This window comes from Nocardia sp. NBC_00565, assembly GCF_036345915.1.
Classification (GTDB): domain Bacteria; phylum Actinomycetota; class Actinomycetes; order Mycobacteriales; family Mycobacteriaceae; genus Nocardia.
The window spans coordinates 5,511,172-5,532,254 of sequence record NZ_CP107785.1 but is presented as its reverse complement, the minus strand read 5'-3'; the positions used below and the strand labels follow the sequence as shown (position 1 = coordinate 5,532,254).

At 66.1% G+C, this 21,083-nt stretch carries 21 protein-coding genes; 15 read left to right on the top strand and 6 right to left on the bottom strand.

Features of this window, described 5'->3' with window-relative positions; genetic code table 11:
• The first annotated feature begins 81 nt into the window (after positions 1-81).
• From OG874_RS25895 to OG874_RS25865, 7 genes are all read left to right on the top strand, one after another.
• Entirely contained in the window at positions 82-2,769 is a 2,688-nt protein-coding gene (locus OG874_RS25895) for an ABC transporter permease subunit (protein ID WP_330249735.1), read from the top strand.
• Positions 2,766-3,542 (top strand): ABC transporter ATP-binding protein, encoded by a 777-nt coding sequence (locus tag OG874_RS25890; RefSeq protein WP_330249734.1) that lies wholly within the window; start codon positions 2,766-2,768, stop codon positions 3,540-3,542. Before OG874_RS25895 ends, OG874_RS25890 begins: the two co-directional genes overlap by 4 nt.
• A 37-nt stretch (positions 3,543-3,579) precedes the next feature.
• Positions 3,580-4,851 (top strand): ABC transporter substrate-binding protein, encoded by a 1,272-nt coding sequence (locus tag OG874_RS25885; RefSeq protein ID WP_330249733.1) that lies wholly within the window; start codon positions 3,580-3,582, stop codon positions 4,849-4,851.
• A gap of 223 nt (positions 4,852-5,074) precedes the next feature.
• The gene (locus tag OG874_RS25880; protein WP_330249732.1) at positions 5,075-6,280 is read left to right on the top strand and encodes a cytochrome P450 family protein; all 1,206 of its coding nucleotides are present in this window, start codon (positions 5,075-5,077) and stop codon (positions 6,278-6,280) included.
• Positions 6,281-6,528: 248 nt separating this feature from the next.
• Complete coding sequence (locus tag OG874_RS25875) at positions 6,529-7,611, top strand: phenazine antibiotic biosynthesis protein (RefSeq protein WP_330249731.1); 1,083 nt, start codon at positions 6,529-6,531, stop codon at positions 7,609-7,611.
• Positions 7,611-8,984, top strand: a complete 1,374-nt coding sequence (locus tag OG874_RS25870) for an aldehyde dehydrogenase family protein (protein WP_330249730.1) — start codon at positions 7,611-7,613, stop codon at positions 8,982-8,984. Before OG874_RS25875 ends, OG874_RS25870 begins: the two co-directional genes overlap by 1 nt.
• 93 nt (positions 8,985-9,077) lie before the next feature.
• Positions 9,078-9,671: a hypothetical protein gene (locus tag OG874_RS25865; protein ID WP_330249729.1), complete on the top strand. Its 594-nt coding sequence runs from the start codon at positions 9,078-9,080 to the stop codon at positions 9,669-9,671.
• A 13-nt stretch (positions 9,672-9,684) separates the two neighbouring features.
• Here OG874_RS25865 and OG874_RS25860 read toward each other — a convergent pair whose 3' ends face one another.
• Entirely contained in the window at positions 9,685-9,864 is a 180-nt protein-coding gene (locus tag OG874_RS25860) for a hypothetical protein (protein ID WP_330249728.1), read from the bottom strand.
• Between the two features lie 67 nt (positions 9,865-9,931).
• Positions 9,932-10,348, bottom strand: a complete 417-nt coding sequence (locus OG874_RS25855) for a lytic transglycosylase domain-containing protein (RefSeq protein ID WP_330249727.1) — start codon at positions 10,346-10,348, stop codon at positions 9,932-9,934.
• Positions 10,349-10,549: 201 nt separating this feature from the next.
• Between OG874_RS25855 and OG874_RS25850 the strand changes: the two genes are divergently transcribed.
• The 4 genes from OG874_RS25850 to OG874_RS44855 are packed head-to-tail and all read left to right on the top strand — an operon-like array spanning position 10,550 to position 12,730.
• Complete coding sequence (locus tag OG874_RS25850) at positions 10,550-10,744, top strand: hypothetical protein (protein ID WP_330249726.1); 195 nt, start codon at positions 10,550-10,552, stop codon at positions 10,742-10,744.
• 49 nt (positions 10,745-10,793) lie between these two features.
• Positions 10,794-11,813, top strand: a complete 1,020-nt coding sequence (locus tag OG874_RS25845; protein ID WP_330249725.1) for an ArsR/SmtB family transcription factor — start codon at positions 10,794-10,796, stop codon at positions 11,811-11,813.
• Positions 11,814-11,831: 18 nt separating this feature from the next.
• Positions 11,832-12,467: a SanA/YdcF family protein gene (locus tag OG874_RS25840; RefSeq protein ID WP_330249724.1), complete on the top strand. Its 636-nt coding sequence runs from the start codon at positions 11,832-11,834 to the stop codon at positions 12,465-12,467.
• Entirely contained in the window at positions 12,416-12,730 is a 315-nt protein-coding gene (locus tag OG874_RS44855) for a cytochrome P450 (RefSeq protein WP_442943103.1), read from the top strand. The genes OG874_RS25840 and OG874_RS44855 overlap by 52 nt, the downstream gene beginning before the upstream one ends.
• A 5-nt stretch (positions 12,731-12,735) precedes the next feature.
• Here OG874_RS44855 and OG874_RS25830 read toward each other — a convergent pair whose 3' ends face one another.
• Positions 12,736-13,269, bottom strand: a complete 534-nt coding sequence (locus OG874_RS25830) for a phenolic acid decarboxylase (protein ID WP_330249723.1) — start codon at positions 13,267-13,269, stop codon at positions 12,736-12,738.
• A 103-nt stretch (positions 13,270-13,372) separates the two neighbouring features.
• The gene (locus tag OG874_RS25825; RefSeq protein WP_330249722.1) at positions 13,373-14,254 is read right to left on the bottom strand and encodes a LysR family transcriptional regulator; all 882 of its coding nucleotides are present in this window, start codon (positions 14,252-14,254) and stop codon (positions 13,373-13,375) included.
• 97 nt (positions 14,255-14,351) lie between these two features.
• Between OG874_RS25825 and OG874_RS25820 the strand changes: the two genes are divergently transcribed.
• Complete coding sequence (locus OG874_RS25820) at positions 14,352-15,692, top strand: MFS transporter (protein ID WP_330249721.1); 1,341 nt, start codon at positions 14,352-14,354, stop codon at positions 15,690-15,692.
• Here OG874_RS25820 and OG874_RS25815 read toward each other — a convergent pair.
• A complete protein-coding gene (locus OG874_RS25815) occupies positions 15,685-16,326 on the bottom strand; it encodes an SAM-dependent methyltransferase (RefSeq protein WP_330249720.1) in 642 nt (213 codons plus the stop codon). The genes OG874_RS25820 and OG874_RS25815 overlap by 8 nt on opposite strands.
• Positions 16,327-16,335: 9 nt before the next feature.
• On the opposite strand from OG874_RS25815, the gene ligD reads away from it, so the two are divergent.
• Entirely contained in the window at positions 16,336-17,301 is a 966-nt protein-coding gene (gene ligD / locus OG874_RS25810) for a non-homologous end-joining DNA ligase (RefSeq protein WP_330249719.1), read from the top strand.
• Between the two features lie 4 nt (positions 17,302-17,305).
• Here the strand turns inward: ligD and OG874_RS25805 are convergent, their stop codons facing one another.
• Positions 17,306-18,313, bottom strand: a complete 1,008-nt coding sequence (locus tag OG874_RS25805; RefSeq protein WP_330249718.1) for a DUF4389 domain-containing protein — start codon at positions 18,311-18,313, stop codon at positions 17,306-17,308.
• Between the two features lie 294 nt (positions 18,314-18,607).
• On the opposite strand from OG874_RS25805, the gene OG874_RS25800 reads away from it, so the two are divergent.
• Entirely contained in the window at positions 18,608-19,831 is a 1,224-nt protein-coding gene (locus tag OG874_RS25800; RefSeq protein WP_330249717.1) for an ATP-grasp domain-containing protein, read from the top strand.
• A gap of 17 nt (positions 19,832-19,848) precedes the next feature.
• Positions 19,849-21,081 (top strand): MFS transporter, encoded by a 1,233-nt coding sequence (locus tag OG874_RS25795; protein ID WP_330249716.1) that lies wholly within the window; start codon positions 19,849-19,851, stop codon positions 21,079-21,081.
• The last annotated feature ends 2 nt before the right edge of the window (positions 21,082-21,083 follow it).

The following is a 21,083-nucleotide window of genomic DNA, read 5'->3' as shown; positions in this document are numbered from 1 at the left end:
AGCCGACCAGGTCAGGCAAGCCGCGCCGGCACTTCCGCATGGTCGTGGCCGGTCGGCGATCAGCGAAAATTGGAGTACATCGTGGCGGATCTCTTACCGTTCGTGATCGCCGGAATTGTATCCGGCTCGGTTTATGGGCTGGCCGCAACGGGTTTGGTGCTCACTTATAAGACGTCGGGGGTGTTCAATTTCGCCCACGGCGCTATGGCCACTGTGTCGGCGTACGCGTTCTACACGCTGCACGTCATCGATGGTGTCGTATGGCAGCTCGCCCTGGCGATTTGTGTTCTCGGGATCGGTCCGGCCATGGGTTTGGCACTGGAATTGGTGGCCCGCGTCGTCGACCGGGCGACATTGGAACTACGGATCGCCGCGACGGTCGGCATTCTGCTGGTTGTCCAGGCGGGGGCGACTCTGTACTACGGGCAGACGACGACGCGCATCGTTCCGATCTTCCTGCCCCAGGGCGGATTCGCCGCCTTCGGTGTGCAGGTGCAGTGGTCGGATGTAGCAACGTTCGGCGTCGCGGTACTCGCGACCGCCGCGTTATCGGCCGCGCTGCGGTTCACCCGAGGTGGCATCGCGATGCGCGCGGTCGTCGGGAATGCGGCATTGCTGGATCTGGCCGGGACGAGCTCGGTGCGCACGCGACGATCGGCCTGGTGTGTCGGCACTGGTTTGGCATCGCTGTCCGGGGTGCTGTTCGCGCCGTTGATTCCGCTCGATCCCATGCAGTTGACATTGCTGGTCGTCCAGGCGTTCGGAGCGGCGGCCATCGGCCGATTCACCAGTCTGCCTTGGAGTTTCGGCGGTGGACTGCTGATCGGGGTGCTCGCCGCGTTGGCTACGCACTACTTCACCAGCGGGCCGGCCGCGGGAGTTCCCGCCGCATTGCCGTTTTTGGCGCTGTTCCTCGTATTGCTGCTCATGCCGCGTCGCTACCTGTTGGACCGGGACCGGGCGGTCCGCCGGATCCGGTCCGGCTGGACTGCTCCACCGGCGTTGCAATCCGCGGGTGGGGTCGTGGTGTTGGTGGTGCTGGCGCTGGTTCCGTTGTTCGCCGGCATCCACTTGACGGATTGGACGGTGGCGCTGGCGATGACGCTCGTCTTTCTGTCGCTCGGTCTGTTGGTCCGTACGTCCGGTCAAGTCTCGCTGTGCCACATGGCTTTCACCGCGATCGGAGCCTGCGCGTTCTCGCACCTGGCTGTCGATCAGCAGTTGCCGTGGCCGCTCGCGCTCATCGGCTGCGGTCTGGTGGTGGTACCGATCGGTGCGGTGTTGTCGATTCCGGCCATTCGCCTCAGCGGCCTGTATCTGGCGTTGGCGACCTTCGGATTCGGCGTCGTACTTCAGATGATGTTCTACAGCGAGCCCTATATGTTCGGCACCAGTGGTCTGGGCCTGAAAATGCCGCGCCCCAGCGTATTCGGACTCGACTCCGATCCGTCGTTCTACCGTCTCGTGCTGGTGCTGGCCACGCTGGGCACGCTGATTGTGGTGGCGTTGGACAAGAGCAGGCTCGGACGATTGCTCCGGGGTCTGGCCGAATCGCCGACCGCGCTGCGGACCAGTGGTGTCACAATCGAAGTCACCCGCGTTCTCGTCTTCTGCGTTTCGGCATTTCTTGCCGCATTGGGTGGCGCACTCACCGGAATGGCCCAGACCACCGCCTCGGCGGCAAACTACCAGCCGCTGCAATCGGTAACTTATTTCGCGGTCATTGTCATCGTGGTGGGCCGGGAGCCGTGGTATCCGCTGCTGGCCGCGGTGGCGCTCATCCTGGTGCCGTCCTATGTCCAAGTCGCCGGAATGTCGCTGTGGCTCCAGGTCGTGTTCGGCATCCTGGTGGTGCTGCGTGCCGCCACCGCGAGCCGCCTGGAGGTGCCCGGCCCGATTCGATCCTGGCTGGACAACGCGTTTCGCGGCAACCGGTCCTCGGCGGTCTTCGCGGCGGAACCCGCCACCGAACAGCCCGCAACAGTGCTGGACGTCCACGATCTTTCGGTTCGCTTCGGCGGCGTCGTGGCAGTCGATGGCCTCTCGTTCGACGCGCACACCGGGCGGATCACCGGACTGATCGGCCCTAACGGGGCGGGCAAGACCACCACGTTCGATGCCTGCACCGGTCTCGTCCAGGCCGACGCCGGCGAGGTGCGACTGCAGGACCTGGTGATCAGCCGAGCCTCGACCGCGCGCCGGGCGCGGCTGGGCATCGGGCGAACCTTTCAACAGACGGAACTGTTCGACTCCCTCACCGTCGCCGAAAACGTCGCGATGGGCGCCGAAGGTCCACTCGCCGGGGCAAACCCGCTGGCCCAACTGGTCTCGGCGCGCGGACAGGCCCGGCGGGTGCGCGCCGCGACGGCCGCCGCCATGGCGTTGTGCGGTATCGAATCCATCGCGGATTCTCGCGTCGGTGCACTGTCCACCGGACAACGAAGACTGGTCGAGCTCGCCAGATGTCTGGCCGGGCCGTACCGGATCCTGTTGCTCGACGAGCCGAGTGCGGGCCTCGATCGTTCGGAAACCGCGCGCTTCGGGCAGATCCTGCGGCAGGTCGTCGCCGCACGTGGCGTCGGAATCGTTCTGGTAGAGCACGACATGTCGCTGGTGCTCGAGATCTGCGAGGAGATCTTCGTGCTCGACTTCGGTCGCCTGATATTCCGGGGCTCGCCCGCGCAGGTGCGGGCGTCGGAAGTGGTGCAGCACGCCTACCTCGGCGAGCCGGTCACCGACGGACGCCGGATGACGGAGCCCGTCGCATGACCGGCACCGACTACGCGCTCGAATTGCGCTCGATCACTGCGGGATACGGCACCACGATCGTGCTCCACGACGTCGACCTCGCGGTTGCACCTCGATCGGTCGTGGCGCTGCTCGGGCCGAACGGTGCCGGAAAGTCGACGCTGCTGCGGGTGGCCTCCGGACTACTTCAGGCGCGATCGGGGATGGTGTCGATAGGCGGGGCCGATCTGACCCGCGCTCGCCCGGTGCGCCGCGCCCGCGCGGGCCTGTGCTTGATCCCCGAGGGCCGAGGTGTATTCGCGGACTTGACGGTCCGGGAGAACTTGCGCCTTCTGACGCCGCCGTGGCGCCGTGTCAGCGCCGACGCCGTGCTCGATGTCTTTCCCGCGCTGCGAGCGAAGCTCGATCAGCCGGCCGGGTCCCTGTCCGGTGGACAGCAGCAGATGCTGGCACTGGGGCGCGCCTGGCTGGCCGATCCGTCGGTTGTCCTGCTCGACGAGGTGTCCATGGGCCTGGCTCCGCTGGTCGTGGACGAGATCTTCGCGGCGCTCGGCGAATTGCGTACCACCGGCTCGGCGATTGTGCTGGTCGAGCAGTACGTCGACCACGCCATGACGATGGCCGATCACGTGGTGTTGCTCAGCCGCGGCACGGTCGCGTTCGCCGGGCCCGCCGCAGATATCGACCGAGATGCCGTGCTGCAGAACTATCTCGGCATCGACGGCGGCCACACAGACTTGCCGGCGTTGCCGGCGGGACACCCACCCGGAACCGCGGCCGGGCCATGGGCGTAGCGAATCGAATGCTCGGTATCCGTACAGGAGTGGAGTAATGAAGAAAACAAGGTTGCTGTGGTGGGCCGCGCCGGTGCTTGCGGCGGCCCTCGCGCTCACGTCGTGTTCCGCCGACTCGACCAGCGGCGGGCCCGAATCCGTTGGCCCGGTGAAGGTTTCCGACGGCGGACTGAAGGGCGATCCGATCCTCATCGGGTCGATTTGCAGCTGCACCGGCCCGGCCGCCGCGTCGGTGGGACACACCGCCGATGTATTGCAGGCCTGGGTGTCGTGGGCCAACGATCACGGCGGAGTCAATGGGCACCCGGTCAAGCTCGTCTCATACGACGACGAGCAGAATCCGACAACAGCACTGGCCGTCGCGAAGAAACTGGTCGAACAGGACAAGGTGGTCGCCATCGTCGGCCAGACCAGCCTGGTCAGTTCGAGTTGGCAGAACTATGTCGACAGCAAGGGCATTCCGGTCATCGGCGGACAGCCGGTCGATGCCCCGTTCATCACCGATCCGAACTTCTTCGCCTCCGGAACCACGCTGCCGGTGTTGATGCTGGGTGAGGTAGCCCAGGCCAAGCAGGCGGGCGCGAAGACCCTCGGCGTCTACTACTGTGCCGAAATCCCGGTCTGCGAGCAGCTTCCGCAGATGCTGAAACCGATGGCCGAACAGGCCGGTCTGGGATTCTCAGCGGAGAAAGTCGCGATTGCCGCGCCGAACTATATCGCGCCCTGTCTGGCATTCAAGGAAAAAGGTGTCGACGCCGTATTCCCAGGCGTCTCTGTCGAGGCGATTTCGCGCATCGCGGCATCGTGTGCGCAGCAAGGTTACAAACCGATTCAGGCTCCTACCGGCGTGAGCCTGCAGCGAGCCTGGGCCGCCGACCCGAACTTCGAGGGCAGCATCTTCGCGGGCTCGAACGCGCTGTACACCGATGACTCGATTCCGGCCATCAAGGACTTCGGTGACGCCCTCGACAAATACATTCCCGGCCTTCGGGGCAGCGGGGACTTCAGCGCGCCGCTGTTGTGGCCGTGGGCAGGTGGGCAGCTGTTCCTGGCGGCGGCCAAAGCAGCCAACCTCTCGCCGTCTTCGACGAGCGCGGATGCGATCAAGGGACTGCGCACATTGCGCGAGGAGACCCTCGACGGTCTCGCCCCGCCGCTGACCTTCACCGAAGGCCAACCGGCGTTCCCGCTGTGTTACTTCACCGGAAACACCAAAGACGGTGTATTCCACTCCGCCAACGGTGGTAAGCCGACGTGCATCGACCAGGCAACTGCCGCTGCGCTGATGAAGGCACTCACGCCGTCGTAGCCACCCGAAGCGATATTCGGCGAGGCGGTGGCGTTCCGCCGCCTCGCCGACACACTCCACTTCGACGATCCGGCACCGAGTTATGTTCTTGCGCCCGGGAATTCGTTTACCAGGCACAGGATACCGATTCGCCGGGCCACCCATCCGTCCACGATCGACACTGACCTGGCACGCACTCACACGATCTGTCGTGCCATCTGTCGATCACACCATTGGAGCCGACATGACCGAACCTGTCATCCAGCTGCCCACCCCCGGCGAGACGGTCTTGCAGACCTATGAACGCATCCGCGAGCGCGGTCCGATCGTTCCCATCGAATTTCCTGGGGGTGTTGCGGTGTGGGCGGCGGTCAGTCATCGCGCCGCCAGCGAGCTGCTCGCCGGTGACGGAACGCTCTTCAGCAAGAATGCCAAGAAGTGCCCAGCACTGCACGATGGCACCATCCCGGCCGATTGGCCGATGCGCACCCTCACCGACATGGACCACATGCTCAACAAGGACGGTGAGGAGCACCGACGGTTACGCAAGACGATCAGTAAGGCATTCACACCCGCCAGAGTGGCTGCGCTCGAACCTCGTATCCAGCGAATCACCACCGAACTCATCGACGCCTTCCCCCTCGACAACAGCCCGGTCGATCTCGTCTCCGCATTCAACACCCCGCTCCCCGTGCGGGTGATCTGCGAGCTGTTCGGGGTACCCGGAGACGAACAAGAACTGATCCGGGACTGGAGCACCACGCTCGTATCGCATACCAGCACCGCCGAGCAGATGCAGACAGCGATGCAGGCGATGACCGCGTACCTCGCGGAGTTGATCGAGCGCAAACGGCGCACGCCCGGAGACGATCTCACCTCGGCGCTGCTCGAGTCCGACGGGAGTGGCCTGACAGCCGACGAGATGGTGGGCATGCTGTGGTTGGCGATCGTGGCTGGGCACGAGACAACCGTGCACCTGCTCGGCAACGCGATCATCACGCTGTGCACCCACCCCGCACAGCTGGCCAAAGCCCGCACCGAGGACCGGTGGAACGATGTCGTGGAGGAGGTCCTGCGCTACCGCTCGTCGGTGTTCACCGCCAATCTCCGCTGGCCCCTGCGGGATGTCACGATCGCCGGAGTCGACATTCCCGCGGGTGCGCTCATCACGTGGTACGGCGGAGTCGGCCGGGATCCGGAGCACTATCCCGATGCCGATACCTTCGATATCGACCACGATCACCGCGATCAGCTGGCCTTCGGCCGCGGGCCGCATGTCTGTCTCGGCGCGCCCCTGGCCCGCCTGGAGATCCGTATCGCATTGTCCACACTCTTCGGCCGATTCCCCCAATTGAGCCTGGCCTGCGATCCCGACGAGCTCCCGTACCCGCCCCAGATGATGACGTCCGGACCGCTGTGCCTCCCGGTGCATTTGAAACCCATTGCGTGACAGGCGAAATCGGCTGAATGGGGTCGGCTCCAGCGCATCCGACCGATGGCTGCATCAGCCGATGATGTCGGCCCCGTCGCCCTGGACAGTAAGCGGATGACGGGATGAATTCGGTTGGGGCGCAGGCAGGTTCATGGTGGGTGAATGGGGTGGTTCCTATCGTTTGATCGGCTTCGCCGCCGATGTGGGTGTGTCATCGGTCGTGTGGGTAAAGCTGGTGCCGTTCGATACACGCTGCTGGAGGGCGCATGTGTTCTGCCATTCTCGATATCGCCAACCCCATCGCCGATCCGGACGAATATCTCCGCGCATTGATGGAGTGGCACTTCAGCGCCGAGACCGGTAGCCCCTTTTGGCTGCGCCGGGCCCGGACCCTGGACTTCGATCCGATCACCGATGTCCGCACCTTCGCCGATCTGGCCCGATTTCCCAATGTCATCAATGAGTTTCGGGATATCGCCGTCGAAGACCTGATTCCGCGGGGGCTCGAAGGCGAGGATCGCGTGATCGCCGGGATATTCGAAAGCGGTGGCACGACGGGTGCGCCCAAGCGGTTCGTGATGTTCGAGCGGTGGATGGAATTCGCGCTCGGTTGGGACGAATTCCACTACGCCGACCTGGGCACGATGAATACGTTGGCGATCGCGCCGAGCGGGCCACATATGTTCGGTGAGTTCGCGACTCGCCGCGCCCGGCGGCACAACGGTGTCAAGTTCACCGTCGATATCGATCCCCGGTGGATCAAGCGGCTGATCGCGCGCGGCGATACCGAGGAAGCCGATCGGTATGCCGAGCATCTCATCGATCAGGCCGCCGATATCTTGACCACCCAGTCCGTCGGAATCCTGATCACGACACCGCCGCTGCTCGAGCGCCTCGCCCGACGCGGTGACCTCGTCGAGTCGGTGCGTAAGCAGGTCCAGTTCATCTGCTGGAGTGGTGCGCATATGGACGCTGACTCGCGAGATATCTTCCGGCGGGAGATCTTTCCCGGCATTCCGTTGAAGGGTCTGTACGGAAGCACGACCATTCTCGGGATGTCGCGCGAGCGGCCGGAGGAGCGGCCCGACGGGTTGCCGGTATTCGACGCCCCCAGCCCTTACATCGCATTCCGCGTCGTACACCCCGATTCCGGTGCCGACGTGGAATTCGGTGAACGCGGACAGGTGGTGATGAACCACCTCACCAGATACGCGTTGCTGCCGAACAATCTCGAACGCGATCTGGCGAACAAGGTCGAGCCGTTACCCGGTGCGTTCGGCTGCGCGGTGGCCGATGTCGGACCGGTCAAGGTTTTCGATGACAACTCCGTGATCGAGGGCGTGTACTGATGTTCGTCCATATCGATGCACTCGGACCGTCGGGTGTGTATCGCTCCCGTGAGCGCAAACCATTGGTCTCGCTCGCCGGTACGCGGGTCGGTGAGATCAGCCAGGTTCCGCCGCTGTATGTGCGGCGAACGCTGGCGGCGATGCGCGATGCGCCGGTGCTGCCCGGTGCCGAACGATCGGCGGCATTGGACAAGGCCGCCGATCTGTTCCTGCACGGGGAGATCGGTGGTCTCGATCCGGATGGCTACGCGCGACTCGTATCGACCGCGTCGGGTGTTCCGGTCGGCGTGGTCCGGCAGTCGATCGAGTGGGTCACGGATGTGCTCCGGTCGCAGCGATCGACGCTCGAGCTGGCGATGCCGCGCGGTGCGGTGCGCGACTGGCACGATCCGCGGACCCTTGCCGGATCGGCCGTCTGGACCCGCAAGGGTGAGCTGTTCGCCGTGCACGCCGCGGGCAATACGCCCGCGGTGCACGGGCTGTGGCCCGAGGCGCTCGCGATGGGTTACAAAGTGGCCGTTCGCCCTTCGACCCGGGAGCCGTTCACGGCATTCCGGTTGGTCAGCGCGCTGCGCGACTCGGGGTTCCCACCCGAGACCGTGACGTTGCTGCCGACCGACTACGCCGCGGCCGACGTAATGGTCGCCGAGGCCGATTTCGCCATCGTCTACGGCGGCCAAGACGTCGTCGACAAATACTCCGCCAGCCCACGGGTCCTGACGCAGGGCCCGGGCCGTTCGAAAATCCTGGTGACCACGGATGTCGACTGGCGCGAGCACCTCGACCTGCTCGCGGGTTCGGTCAGTCACCTCGGCGGAACCGCGTGTACCTGCGCTACCGCGATACTCGTCGAAGGCGATCCTGAGCCCGTCGCCCAGGCGGTCGCCGAAAAACTACGTGCTGTCCCGAGCCTCCCGCCCAGTGATCCCGAGGCAATTCTCACAGTCCAACCCATCGAATCCGCGCGAGCGGTCGACCGCTATCTGCACACGGTCGCCGCGGATGCGCGGGCCTTCCTGGGGGGCGACACCATCGTGGACGAGTTGTCCTCCGGTGGCGCGGTACTGCGCCCGGCGGTCCATCTCGTCGACCGCAGCACCGCGCCTCAGCTCAATGTCGAACTACCGTTCCCATGTGTCTGGGTGGGACCGTGGCGACCGGAGGAAGGTGTTGCGCCGCTGCGGGATTCGCTGGTGCTCACCGCGATGACCACCCGGCGTGACCTGATCGACGAACTCCTGAACGAGCCGTCGATCACCAACCTCTACCTCGGCGACAACGCCACCACCTGGCTACGACCCGGCGTGCCGCACGACGGCTACCTCGGCGAACACCTCATGCGCACCAAAGGGATGATCCGCTCCGAGATGTAATGGTCCCGCACGTCTGGCGCAGTGCATTGCCGGCGACCGTCGCGCTCGCCAGGGCATTCGTTGGTTCGCGGGGTGGCGCGATAACTTGGGCGGGTGATCGGGAATTCGGTATCCACGACGGCGGGCGCATGGCGGGCGGGTGACGGCATCGCGGTGCCGTTGCGTGAGGCGACGGTGGCATGGGCGGTGGCCGCGCATGCGGAGCTGTCCGAAATCGCCACGGGGTATGGGCATTTCATCACGATCGATGAGTTGGCGGAGCGGGTGCAGGAGACCTCGGGCGTGCACACGGCCGCGCCGACGAGCACCTGGGTGGCAGCCATCCTGCGCAAGGTCGCCCGGCGCTGCCACAAGGCGGGCGAGCCACCGCTCACCGCGCTGTGCGTGCGGCAGAACCACACCGTCGGCGACTCCTACAAGTACGTGCTGGAACTTGCCGGACTACCGATCCCGGACGATCTCGAGTTGCATGCCGCCTACGCCCGGTGGCAGTGCTACCAGTACCACGGGGCCGCCATGCCCGCCGATCGAGGCGTCCCACCGCTCACTCCGAAAGTGGCGGGCCGTCGTCGATCGGCGAGCGCGACCGCACAGGCCGAAGCCAAGCCGCAGCCGACGCGGGCGGCGGTATGCGCCCAATGCTTCATCCAGCTACCCGCCAGCGGTACCTGCCAGTACTGCGTGTGACGGGCTCCCGGTCTCAGTTGTCCGGCGGGAACTGGCCCTTCGCTTGGACCGAGGTTCCGTTGAGGATGAATGTCACGACGCTGGGTCCGCCTTGCGGGCAGCACAATACGATCAGTTGAAAGGCATCCGGACCCGGAAAGCCGGACGGGCGATGGGCGAGCTGCACCGAGCGAGTGGTTCGTATCGTGGTCATATCGCCGACGCTAAAGATCGACCTATACGTGAAGGTCAAGTCTTGTCCGGATTCGGCGGCACCGCTGTCAATACCAGTGGTGTGCTCGCCAGAATGCCCAGGCCTGGTCGGGGCCGCCGTAGCGGGCGATCATGTAGTCGTAGGTCCAGCGGAGCTGGGTGATCGGGTTGAAGCGCCAGTCGGCGCCGTGGGTGGCCATCTTTTCCGGTGGTAGGGCCTGGCCGAGGCCGTAGGCGCCGCTGCTCGGGTTGGTGGCGAAGACATCCCAGCCACTCTCGTTGGAGATGATGTTGTCGAAGGACGCGAACTGGTGGATCGGGACGATGGTCAACGCGAGGGCTTTGGTGCTCGCACGGACCAGCGTCACTGCGAGCCCGACCGATGAGCTGGAGACTTCTTCGTCGGTTGGTGCGGCCGCCGCGGGAGCGACGCAGACGAGTGACACGAAGACGGCTGCGATGACTGCGCGTATGACATGCGACATCGACGATCCAATCCCTTCGCATTTGATCTCCGTGCAAACGATGACGAACGTCAGCAAACCATTAGTTACCTCGATGGCGGCGCAGCGACTCCGGCGTGTCAGCGAAGTCGTGCCGGGGTGTTTAGGCCACGGCCGAAACATGGTGGGGGTTGGGCCCGGTCATTCCTAGGCTTCTGACCAGTGACGATTCAGGAGTCGGAGATGTTGAAGGATGCAGTGATGCGGCCCAGCGGTATCGGGCCGGTGTTCGGGCGCGTGGCCGATCGGGTGGTGGTGGCCGGGCAGCGGAAGCGGTCGTGGTCCATGTGGTCGCGATGGATATCGCTGCCGTCGACGGCTGATCGGGTAGCGGAACTCGATCCGGTCCTCGCGGTGATGTGGCGAGGTCCGCGGTGATCACGGGTACGGTGATGCGGTATCGGAGCACGGCGATGCGGGGCAGCGGATGAAGCGGATCCAGTTCACGCCCGAGGATCTCATGCGCGTCCGGATCGGGGCGCCGCTCGGCGCGATGGGCGAAACGGTGTTGGCCACCAGGGTGTTGCAGCGCACCGACGCGCCGGTGTACGACGGTTGGCGCAGCCAGGTGCGGCCCGCGATTCCGGATAACTTCGGTGTGCTCGCGGATATCGTTCCCGGCGTCGAGCATTTCGTCGATCTCATCACGCCCACCCGGGGTGGGCGGTCGATGTCCGCGGGGATCGAGGCATTGCATCTGGCCTCGCGGGATGAACTCCGGCGCGAGGTGGAGGCGACGGATCGGCAACGAGCCGACAGCGGGCGTCCGCTGCCCGCGTGGGCGCGCAATCTATCCGACCGCGACAGTGCCGCGCGCCGCGATGTCGCGGTTGCCGTCGAGTCCTTTCACGAGGTGGCCTTCGCCGGGCGGTGGGCGCATGTGCAGTCCTATCTCGAAGTAGCCGCCGAGCGGATGGCCCGCACCATCGCGACCGAAGGTGTCGAACAGCTCTTCGCCGGGCTGCGGCCCTTCGCGCGGTGGCACGCGCCGGTGCTGGAGGTCCTCACCAAAACCGGCTGCCACGACGAACACCTCGACGGCCGGGGATTGGTCATCATTCCGTCGCTGTTCGCCTGGCCGGGACCGTTGCTGCTGAAGTCCACCATGGACAAGGACGCGCCGATGACACTGGTCGTTCCGGTGCTGCGCGATATCGCCGATTTCGCGACGGCGTGGGGTCCGCGCGCGACCAACGAGGCGCTGACCGCGCTGCTCGGCCGCACCCGAGCCGCCGCTCTACAGGTGATCGCGGAAGGCTGTACGACGACCGAACTCGCCCGCCGACTGGGAGTTTCACCCGCGACGGCCAGCGAACACGCGTCGATTCTGCGGGCTGCCGGGCTCATCGAGAGCTGGCGGCACCGCAATGCCATGCGGCACCAGGTGACGACGCTCGGCATCGCTCTGCTCGACGGCGATCTCGACAGCGGTGTGCGCAGCGCGTGAGCCAGTATCGTCGGGCAGGTGCAGTTCGCCGCGGTAGACGATCAGGGGTCGTGTAAGCGGCATTGGGTGCGCAGGGTGGGTGTCGGGCTGATGGCCGGATCGGCGCTGGTCGTCGCCGGATCCAATCTCCGGCTGTGGATGGTGTCGTCCGGACATCGGTTCGGGCTCGCGTCCGCACCGACAGTCCCGGTGGTGATCGTGCCGGGTGCGAAGGTCGGGCCGAACGGTGCGCCGATGGCGTATCTGCGTGGGCGGCTCGATATCGCGATCGAATTGCTGCGGACCGGGAAGGCGCACGAGATCCTGGTGTCCGGTGATGCCGCGGGTACCTCGGGTGACGAAATCGCCGCGATGACAAAGTATCTCGCCGACCACGGCGTCGATCCGGCGCTGGTGCGCTCCGACGGCGAAGGACTGTCGACACGGGCGACATGTGAACGCGCCAAGACCCTGTTCGGCATCGATCGCGCGATCATCGTCACCCAGTACCAGCATCTCCCGCGCGCCGTAGCCCTGTGCCGCGCCGCAGGAATCGACGCCGACGGCGTCACCGCATACTGCGACTGCCGACGAACAACCAAGGTGCGCAACAACATCCGCGAATGGTTGGCCGCACCCAAAGCGGTCGCCGCACTGATACCCTCGCTGCTCTGATTCATTCTGCCGATTCCCTTCGTCGGTTCGCGCGGTTAGGCTCGTACAGAAGATCGACGCACTGCGGCCACCTCGCCTTCGGCAACGGCCCGCATATCTGCCCTGGCGCGGCAGTGGCCCGCGTCGAGGCGGGCATCGCGCTGCCCGCGCTGTTCGCGCGCTTTCCGAATCTGCGGCTCGCGGTGCCGGTCGAGGAAATTCGCAACCTCCCGGTGCTCACCCAGAACGATCTGGCCGCATTCCCGGTGCACCTCGACGGCTGACGCGGTCAGTTGGTTTGCCAGGCGTACCCGAGTGGCAGTTTGCTCGGCGGGCAGTCGATCACCGTGTCGTCGTCGGCATCCCGGGATTCCAGAAACGTGATGCGTCCGGTCGCGGAGACGAGGGTGAGCGGGTACGTCGGTCCCTTGTCGCGGTCGGCGACGATCGCGTCGAGGTTGTCCTCATAGCGGGTGAGGGTGCTCTCGGGATAGTCGAGCATCCATTGCGGATAGGAGATCGTGGCGTGCACGCGGCGGTCTCCGAGCCACACGATGATCACCGTGGTGGTGCCGGTCGGATCCACCCAGGCGATTTTGTACAGATCGTCGTTGAGTTGGACCAGCTTGGCCGCCACATTCTTGGACCAGCTCCCGAATCTCGGTCCCATCAGGCACCGCGATTCGATCGTCTGCCAATCGTGCACATACAGCTCGTATTTCCAGCCGTTGTCGTAGGCGTAGATCAGATGCTTGCCGATGATGCCCGACAGATCGCCGATCAGGGTTGATGGCGTGGTACTGGCACGCTGCTTCGCGCTCATCGGTGACTCCTCTCGGTCGACATCTGCCGTCGGGACCTGGGTCTTTCAGGTCAGCCTAGTGACTTCGGCGGGCGTTGCGGCCGATTTGCCCGGAACGATGAAATCAGGGCAGAGCGGCCGCGTAGAGGATCTCGCGCATTCCCGGCATCGACTCCTGCTCCGCCCGCCACACCAGCCGCAGGCTCAGATCGGGCATCGGAAAGTCCAACCGGACGAGCGTGCCGTGGGCGAGACCATCGGCGACGGCGAACTCCGGGAGCAGGGATATGCCGAGTCCATGTTCGGCCCATGCCCGCATCACCGGCACCGCGCCGGCCTTGACGCGCCGCGGACCCGACCCCAACAGCCTTTCCCCGGCCATCCAGAACGAGCATTCGGGCACATTGACCAGCAGCCGCTCATCGATGAGGTCCGCCGGCGTCAGATTGGATCTCGCGGTTAGCGGATGCGTCGGCGCCGCGACCAGGGCCAGCGGTACCGGGTCCAGGTCGAGGAAGGCCAGCGGTTCGGCCGGGGCCGGAAAGCCCAGATCGCCGACGGCGCCACCGGAATCCAGCAGCAGCGCCGCATCGAGTACGCCGCCGACCACATCGGCGAGCAGTCCGTCGCGCGCCCGATCGGAGCGCACCTCGACCTCGATATCGGGTCGCCGCTCGGCCAGCCGCGCGAGTACTCGCGGCACGTAGGCGCCGGCGAGGGTTTCCAGCGCGCCGAGTCGCAGGACCGGCCGTTGCTCGCGCACCTCGCGCTCGGCCTGCTCGGCCTGTTCGAGCAGCCGCCGCGCCCATCCGGTGAGGCGTTCACCAGCGGACGTGAGGCGCATGCCCTTGGGATCGCGCACGAAGAGCGCGACGCCGAGTGCGTTCTCCAGCGTGCGGATCTGCTGCGATACCGACGACGGCGCGAGGTCGAGCACTACGGCGGCCTCGGTGACCGTGCGGTGGCGCACCACGGCCTCGAAGGTCCGCAGCTGACGTAACTCCATGGACTGGCCAACCGCACGGGAGCATTCGGATATTCCGAATGTCGCGTGCGCCGCAGCCGGTGGAGCTGCCGCGCCCGCCCGGCCAGAGTCGATCGCCATGAGCATTCTGCAATCTCGGGTGGACACGTCGGCCGGGCGGACCCGCGCCCTGCTCGGGATATCCCTCGGGTACTTCATGGTGTTGCTGGATATGACGGTGCTGTCGGTCGCCGAACCGGATCTGGCGGCGTCGCTGCGTACCTCGATCGCGGGCCTGCAATGGGCGACTACCGGCTATACCGTCGCCTTCGCCGCGCTGCTGCTCTCGGCGGGCGCGGTCGCCGACCGCTACGGTGCGCATCGGGTATTCCGTTTCGGCACAGCGGCTTTCGGGCTGGTTTCGCTGCTGAGCGCGTTCGCGCCGAGCCTGTGGGTGTTGGTGGGGTTGCGGGTGTTGTCGGGTGCCGCCGCGGCGGCGTGCGTGCCCGCCTCGATGGCAATGATCACCCGGCTCTACCCGGATCCGGCGTTGCGGGCACGGGCGATCTCGACCTGGGCGGCGATCAGCGGTGCCGCGGTCGCGGCGGGGCCGATCGTCGGCGGTGCGCTGGTCGGTCTGGCCGGCTGGCGGGCGGTCTTCCTCGTCAATGTGCCCATCGCGGTCGTCGTGCTGGCGCTGAGCACCGGATCAGCGGTGATCTGCGCCCGGGGCGATCGCCACATCGACTGGTTCGCCCAGCTGAGCGCGGCCGTCGCGCTGGCACTGTGCACCGATGCGCTGATCGCGGCGGGCGCGCAGTCGTGGCGGCACACCGCCTGGTCGCTCGGTGGCGCGGTACTCGCGACGATCGTCTTCGTATTGCTCGAACGGCGCAGTGCCGCACCGGTATTGAACCGGGAACTGCTGCGTGAGGGCCGAGTGCGGGCCGGACTGCTGGTGGGTGCGGCGGTGAACTTCGCGCTCACCGGCGCACTGTTCGTCCTGCCGCTGCTGCTCCAACAGCAGCGCGACCTGAGCCCGCTGCAGACCGGGCTCGCGTTCCTGCCGCTCACCGTGCCGTTCGCCGTCATCCCGCCCATCGCCGGCAAGATTGTGTCCCGGGTCGGTGCGCGTCGCCCGATTCTGGCCGGACTCGCCCTGCTCACGGCGGGCGGCACGGTGCTCGCGTGCGCTATCTTCGCCACCCTGGACTATCCGGTCCTGGCGCTGGGTCTGCTGCTGTCGGGATTCGGTGTCGCCTTTGCCCTTCCGGCGGTGGTCACCGCCATCGTCAACGCGGCCCCGGCAGGTACGGCGGGTGCGGTCGGCGGCTTGCTCAATGCCGTCCGCCAAGTCGGCGCGACGCTGGGCGTCGCGGTCATGGGCGCGCTCGTCGGTCCCGGCATCGGCTGGGCGATGCTGACCTCCACGGCAGCCTGCGCACTCGCCTTCGCCGTCTTCGGACGCAGGTTCAGGTAGCCAGCCGGCCGACACCGCCGAGCATGGAGACCGCCTCGGGGCGTGGATGCGGCCGCCACTGTTCGGGACGCCATGTGATCACCGAGGTGAGCCCCGGCGCGACGAGGTCGAATCCGGTGAAGAAGCGGGAGAATTCGGCAGTAGAGCGGAGCCGGAACGGAACGCCGCTGCGCCGGTTGGCCGCGATGGTCTCGTCGAGGTCTTCGGCGGTCAGGTAGTCGCCGGTGGCGTGCGACATCACCAGGTAGCTGCCGGGCGCGAGGGCAGCACGCAGCTGGTGCACCAGGTCGTAGGCCTGATCGTCGTCAGTGATGAAATGCATGATGGCGACCAGCATCAGCGCCACCGGCTGCGACAGGTCGAGGGTGGCGAGCAGATCCGGGTGCGTGAGAATGCGTTCGGGCGCTCGCACATCGGCGTCGAGATAGGCGGTGGCGCCCTCGGTGGAACTGTTCAGCAGGGTGCGGGCATGTGCCAGCACGATCGGGTCGTTGTCCACGTAGACGATGCGCGATTCGGGGGCAATGCCCTGGGCGATCTCGTGCACATTGCCCGCTGTGGGCAATCCGGTGCCGATATCACGGTCACCCCGCGCTAGCCGCCGATGGTTGACCATGCCCCATACGCGGGGCATGGTTGGCCGATGGATTCGGTGAAGCCCGGCGACGAGGTCCGTTCGGGCGTCGAACTGACCAACCTCGACGCACCCCTGTTCGACGGTGCGCAGGCCACCAAGCGCGATCTGCTGGACTATCTCGAATTCGCCGGTGCTCGGCTGGTGTCGCAACTGCGGGACCGCCCGCTGTCGGTGGTGCGCATCCGGCCGGGGCAGGAACCGTTCATGCAGAAGAACCTGCCGAAATACACCCCGGACTGGGTGCACCGGGTGACGGTGTGGGCCGAGTCTTCCAAGCGTGAAGTGACATACGCACTGTGCGATGACGTGCGCACCTTGCTGTGGTTCGGCAACCAGCGCGCGGTCGAATATCACCCGACGCTGTTGCGCGCCGATCACGCCGAGGGCCCGACCCATCTCATCCTCGATCTCGATCCGCCGGAGGGCGGCCCGTTCCGGCAGGTCGTGCGCGCCGCCGAACTGATCCGGCAGGCACTGGCGAACGACGGACTCGCGGGCGCGGTCAAAACGAGCGGCGCGAAGGGCGTGCATGTCTTCGTGCCGATCGAGCCGCGCCTCCCGATCGAGGACGTCGCCGCGGCTACCAGGGCGATTGCCGCCAGGGCCGAACGCATCGACCCGGAGCTGGCCACCACCGCCTTCATCCGCGAGGACCGCGCGGGCAAGGTCTTCTTGGACTCGACGCGTGCCGGTGGCGCGACCGTGGTCGCCGCCTACAGTCCGCGCGTGCGTCCCGGCGTGCCGGTGTCGTTCCCCATCGAATGGTCCCAACTCCCCGATATCAGCCCGACCGATTTCACCGTGCGTACCGCACCGAAGCTCCTGGGCGATCGCGATCCGTGGGCGCAGGAGATGCCCGCGCCGCAGGCCCTACCCGCTGATCTCATCGAAGAGGGCCACACCATCCCGGTGGCCCGGGTCCAGGCGATGCACGAGGGCAAGCGCCGGGCCCGGGCACGCAGGGCGACTTAGCGTTTCAGTGCTGTTGTTCGATGACGGTGCGCAAGTGCGCGGCGCCGTCGGTGATCGTGTCGACGGTGACCTTGGCCCGGAACTCGGCACCGCGGTCGGCGATCGTGCAGATCTCGGTCGCGCCGATATCGGCGTCGAGACTGGTGGGGCAGTAGACATTGTCGGGCGTGTGCCCGGTCTGATCGGTGAAGTCGACGGCGACCTGCTCGGCGAGATGTGAGCTGGCGAGGGCGTTGTCATCGTCGTCATTGTCGCCCCCGCTCGTCGTCGTTTGCAGCGCGCTGCCCAGGATGCCGAGGACCAGCATGACGATCAGCAGGGTGCGGCCACCGCTGGAGACCAGCAGCGGGCGGGTCGGGGACTGTGGCGGCGGGGCGGTCAGCTGCCCACCGGGCACCGGTGCCATGACCGCGGGCTTATCGCCGAAGACGCCCTTCAGGTAGGCCGGAGTCAGCAGGTACAGATAGGTCGACACGCGCATTTCGATGCGCAGCACCGCCGAGCTGGCCTCGAAGACCGCCCCCGGCATCCGGCCGGTGATCAGGACGATCAGCCACAGGATGAACGAGACGATCGCCCAGCCCGTGCTGAACCAACTCGACAGCACCAGGATCGGGATGGCCAGGATGAGCCGGAACAGCACCGCCAGTCGGTTCAACGGCGTCGGCGCAGGGAAGAGCAGTCGGACGGGATAGTCCGGCGCGGTCCACGCGAACGGCGGATAGTCGTCGACCAGCAGCATCGTGTAGCCGTACACCCGAACGGTGTAGCCGAAGTAGCCACGCAGGAATTCACCACACCAGTCCGGCAGCCGACCGAGCACAAGTGCGCCGAACCAGCCGCAAACCACCACCACGAAGGCGGCGATGCTCAGCGCCCACAGCACGATCAGTTGGGGTATGGCCAACAGCAGCCGCAGCAGCACGGTCCAGCGGCGCTGTTGCGCGGGCGGAAAGACGTCCAATTCGACCAAAGCTTCGCTAATGGTCGGCGATCCTTCGTACGTAGCCACGGCGACCTCACTCGCTTCCATCGTCCAGTGGAACTGTCCAGAAATCGGATGAGCCAGACGAATGTAGCTCGCGGTTCGCTGAACGATTGGTAACCGCGCCGACCTCGGCGCAGGCCGAGCGCGGCCGGGCCGGGCGCTATCCGGGCCATACCTTGTCTTAAGGGACTATAAACAGCTGTTCGCCGAACAAGCGTTGCCGGTGTGCGGCGCGCACAATTCCGTTGTCGGACCTAATGATCCACAGCCGACAACCGGGTCCTCGGGCTCGGTGTGACAGTGTCAGCGGAGGAACCTGTGCCCCCACACGTGACCGTCATTCATAGAGTGCGCGGCGTCGAAGTCCCCTATCTCGACCGCATCGACCACAATGCCTACGTCGTAACCTATGTTTGCGCGAAGGATCTCATCGACGGAATTCCGGTGCATGCGGCGGCCGCCGTCGAGCGGCTCGATGATATGACTCGCGCGCCCGATGCCGTGCGTGCACTGGCGGCTCGATTCGGCACGCCGGACCGTATTGTCGCGCTGCATGAATTCGATTTGCTGATCGCGGCCCAATTGCGGGTGGAATTCGGTATCGCCGGTGACCGCCCCGATTACGTTCTCCCGTTTCGCGACAAGCTGGTGATGGGTGCCACCGTCGCCGGGGCGGGCGTGGCGACACCGCCGTTCGCTCAGGCCACCGAGCTCACCGCCATCACCGACTTCGCGTCCGCGCACGGCTTCCCGCTCATCGTCAAACCGTGTCTGGGCGCCGGCAGCAAAGACATCATCCGACTGAATTCCATCGATGATTGCGCGGCGCTACCCGATCTGAGTTCCGAACCGTTTCTGGTGCAGCGGTTTTGCCCGGACGAAGTAGGTGCCGTCGATGGCGTCTGGACCGGTACCGAACTCGGCCCATGGCGGGCCTCGCAATATCTCGGTACCTGTCTCGAGTTCGCCAGTGGCGGAACAAGTCTCGGCTATGTCGAGATCGATGACCCCGCAGTGATCGCAGCGCTGACGACCTTCACCGAGGCCGTGCTCACCGCCCTCAGCAAGGGCACGCCGACGGTTTTCCATCTCGAATTCTTCCTCGGCCGCACCGGTGGTACGCCGCGCATTCAGTTCCTCGAAGTGGCGGCGCGGGCTTCGGGCGGGGAAACCACCCATATGTGGCGGGAGGTGCATTGCTACGATCTGCTCGGCGCGGCGGTGGACATCCAGCTGGGCCGGATTCCGGCCGCCGATCCGCTCATCGACGACTCGGTTGTCGGCGAATTGCTCATCCATCCGCCGGTGACTCCACCCTGCACCGTGGTCGACGTCCGACTCGAGGTCCCGCCGACCCATGCGCCGTACCACTCCTCGGTGCCGCAGCCGGGTACAGCCATCACCGAGACGTTCGGCTATGCCGATGTCGGAGCCGCCTTCCGTTTCCGGGGCAGCTCCACGGCGGAAGTCGTGAATGCGATGCGATATACCGCCGCGGGCTTCCGAATGGACTGCGTCGCATACGACGCGGCCGTCGTCTGACTTGCGGGGAACGAATCGTGTCGCGCTCGTCCGCTGTATTGCCGCCGGTCGGCCCGCAGCGTGTGCTGACGCTGATCACGGCGGCGTCCGCCGTCTTCAGCGGGATCTATTTGTCCACTGTCGTTCTCTACTTCACCAGGATCGTGCACATCTCGCCGATGCAGGTCGGCGTCGGCCTCAGTATCGCGGGGGCCGTGTGCATCATCGTGTCGGTGCTGGTCGGCAAGCTGTCGGATCGCCGCGGCCCACTCGGTGTGCTGCGGGTCAGCCTGATTCTGGCGGGCTGCGGAACTCTCGGCTTCCTCACGGTCGGTGACTTCGCGCTCTATCTCGTCGTCATCCCGGCCACCGCGGCCGCGCAGACCTGCGTTCAGCTGATGATCTCGACGATCGTCACTCGCGTCGTCACCGAACGGGCCAATGAATTCCGGGCCTACATCCGCTCGGTGCTGAATGTGGGCATAGCCATCGGCATCGGTCTTTCCGCTGTTGCCGTGCAGTGGGATTCGGCGGATTTCTACCATGTGGCCATCGTCATCGGCGCGGGCTGTGTCTGCGGGTCCGCCCTGCTCGTGGGACGGCTGCCCGCGCTCGGGCCGGTGGCGGTGGAGGCCGAATCGGGCGCAGAGCGCTGGGCGGTACTGCGTGATCGGCCCTACCTGGCACTCACCCTGTTGGACGGGGTGCTGTCATTGCAATATCGCATTCAGTCCGTCGCGATTCCGCTGTGGATCATCGAGGCGACGACCGCACCGCGATGGTCTATCGCCGCGATAGACATGCTGAACATTTTCATCGTGGTGTTCTTCCAGGTCCGCGCGAGCCGCCGGATCGATAACGCCCGATCGGGCGGTGTCGCGCTACGCAAGGCCGGATGGGCATTCCTGCTGGCCTGCCTGGTGCTCGCGGCGGCCCACGGCCAGCGCGGCTGGATCGCCGTACTCATTCTGGCGACCGGCGCCACGATCCTCAGTATTGGCGAATTGTGGCAGACCGCAGGCGGTTTCGAGGTGTCGAACGCGCTGGCGCCACCGGAGGCCATCGGTCAGTACCTCGGCGTCTTCGGCACCGGACTCCGGTTGGCCGATGCGCTCGGGCCGGCGTTGCTGACCTGGTTGTGCATCGGGATCGGCGTCCTCGGCTGGTCGGTGGCCGGGCTGATCCTGCTGGCCGCCGGTCTGCTCGCGCCGATCGTCGTCGCCAGGGCCGAATCGCGGCGTGACCGGTACGCACTGGTCCCGGCAGGGTAATT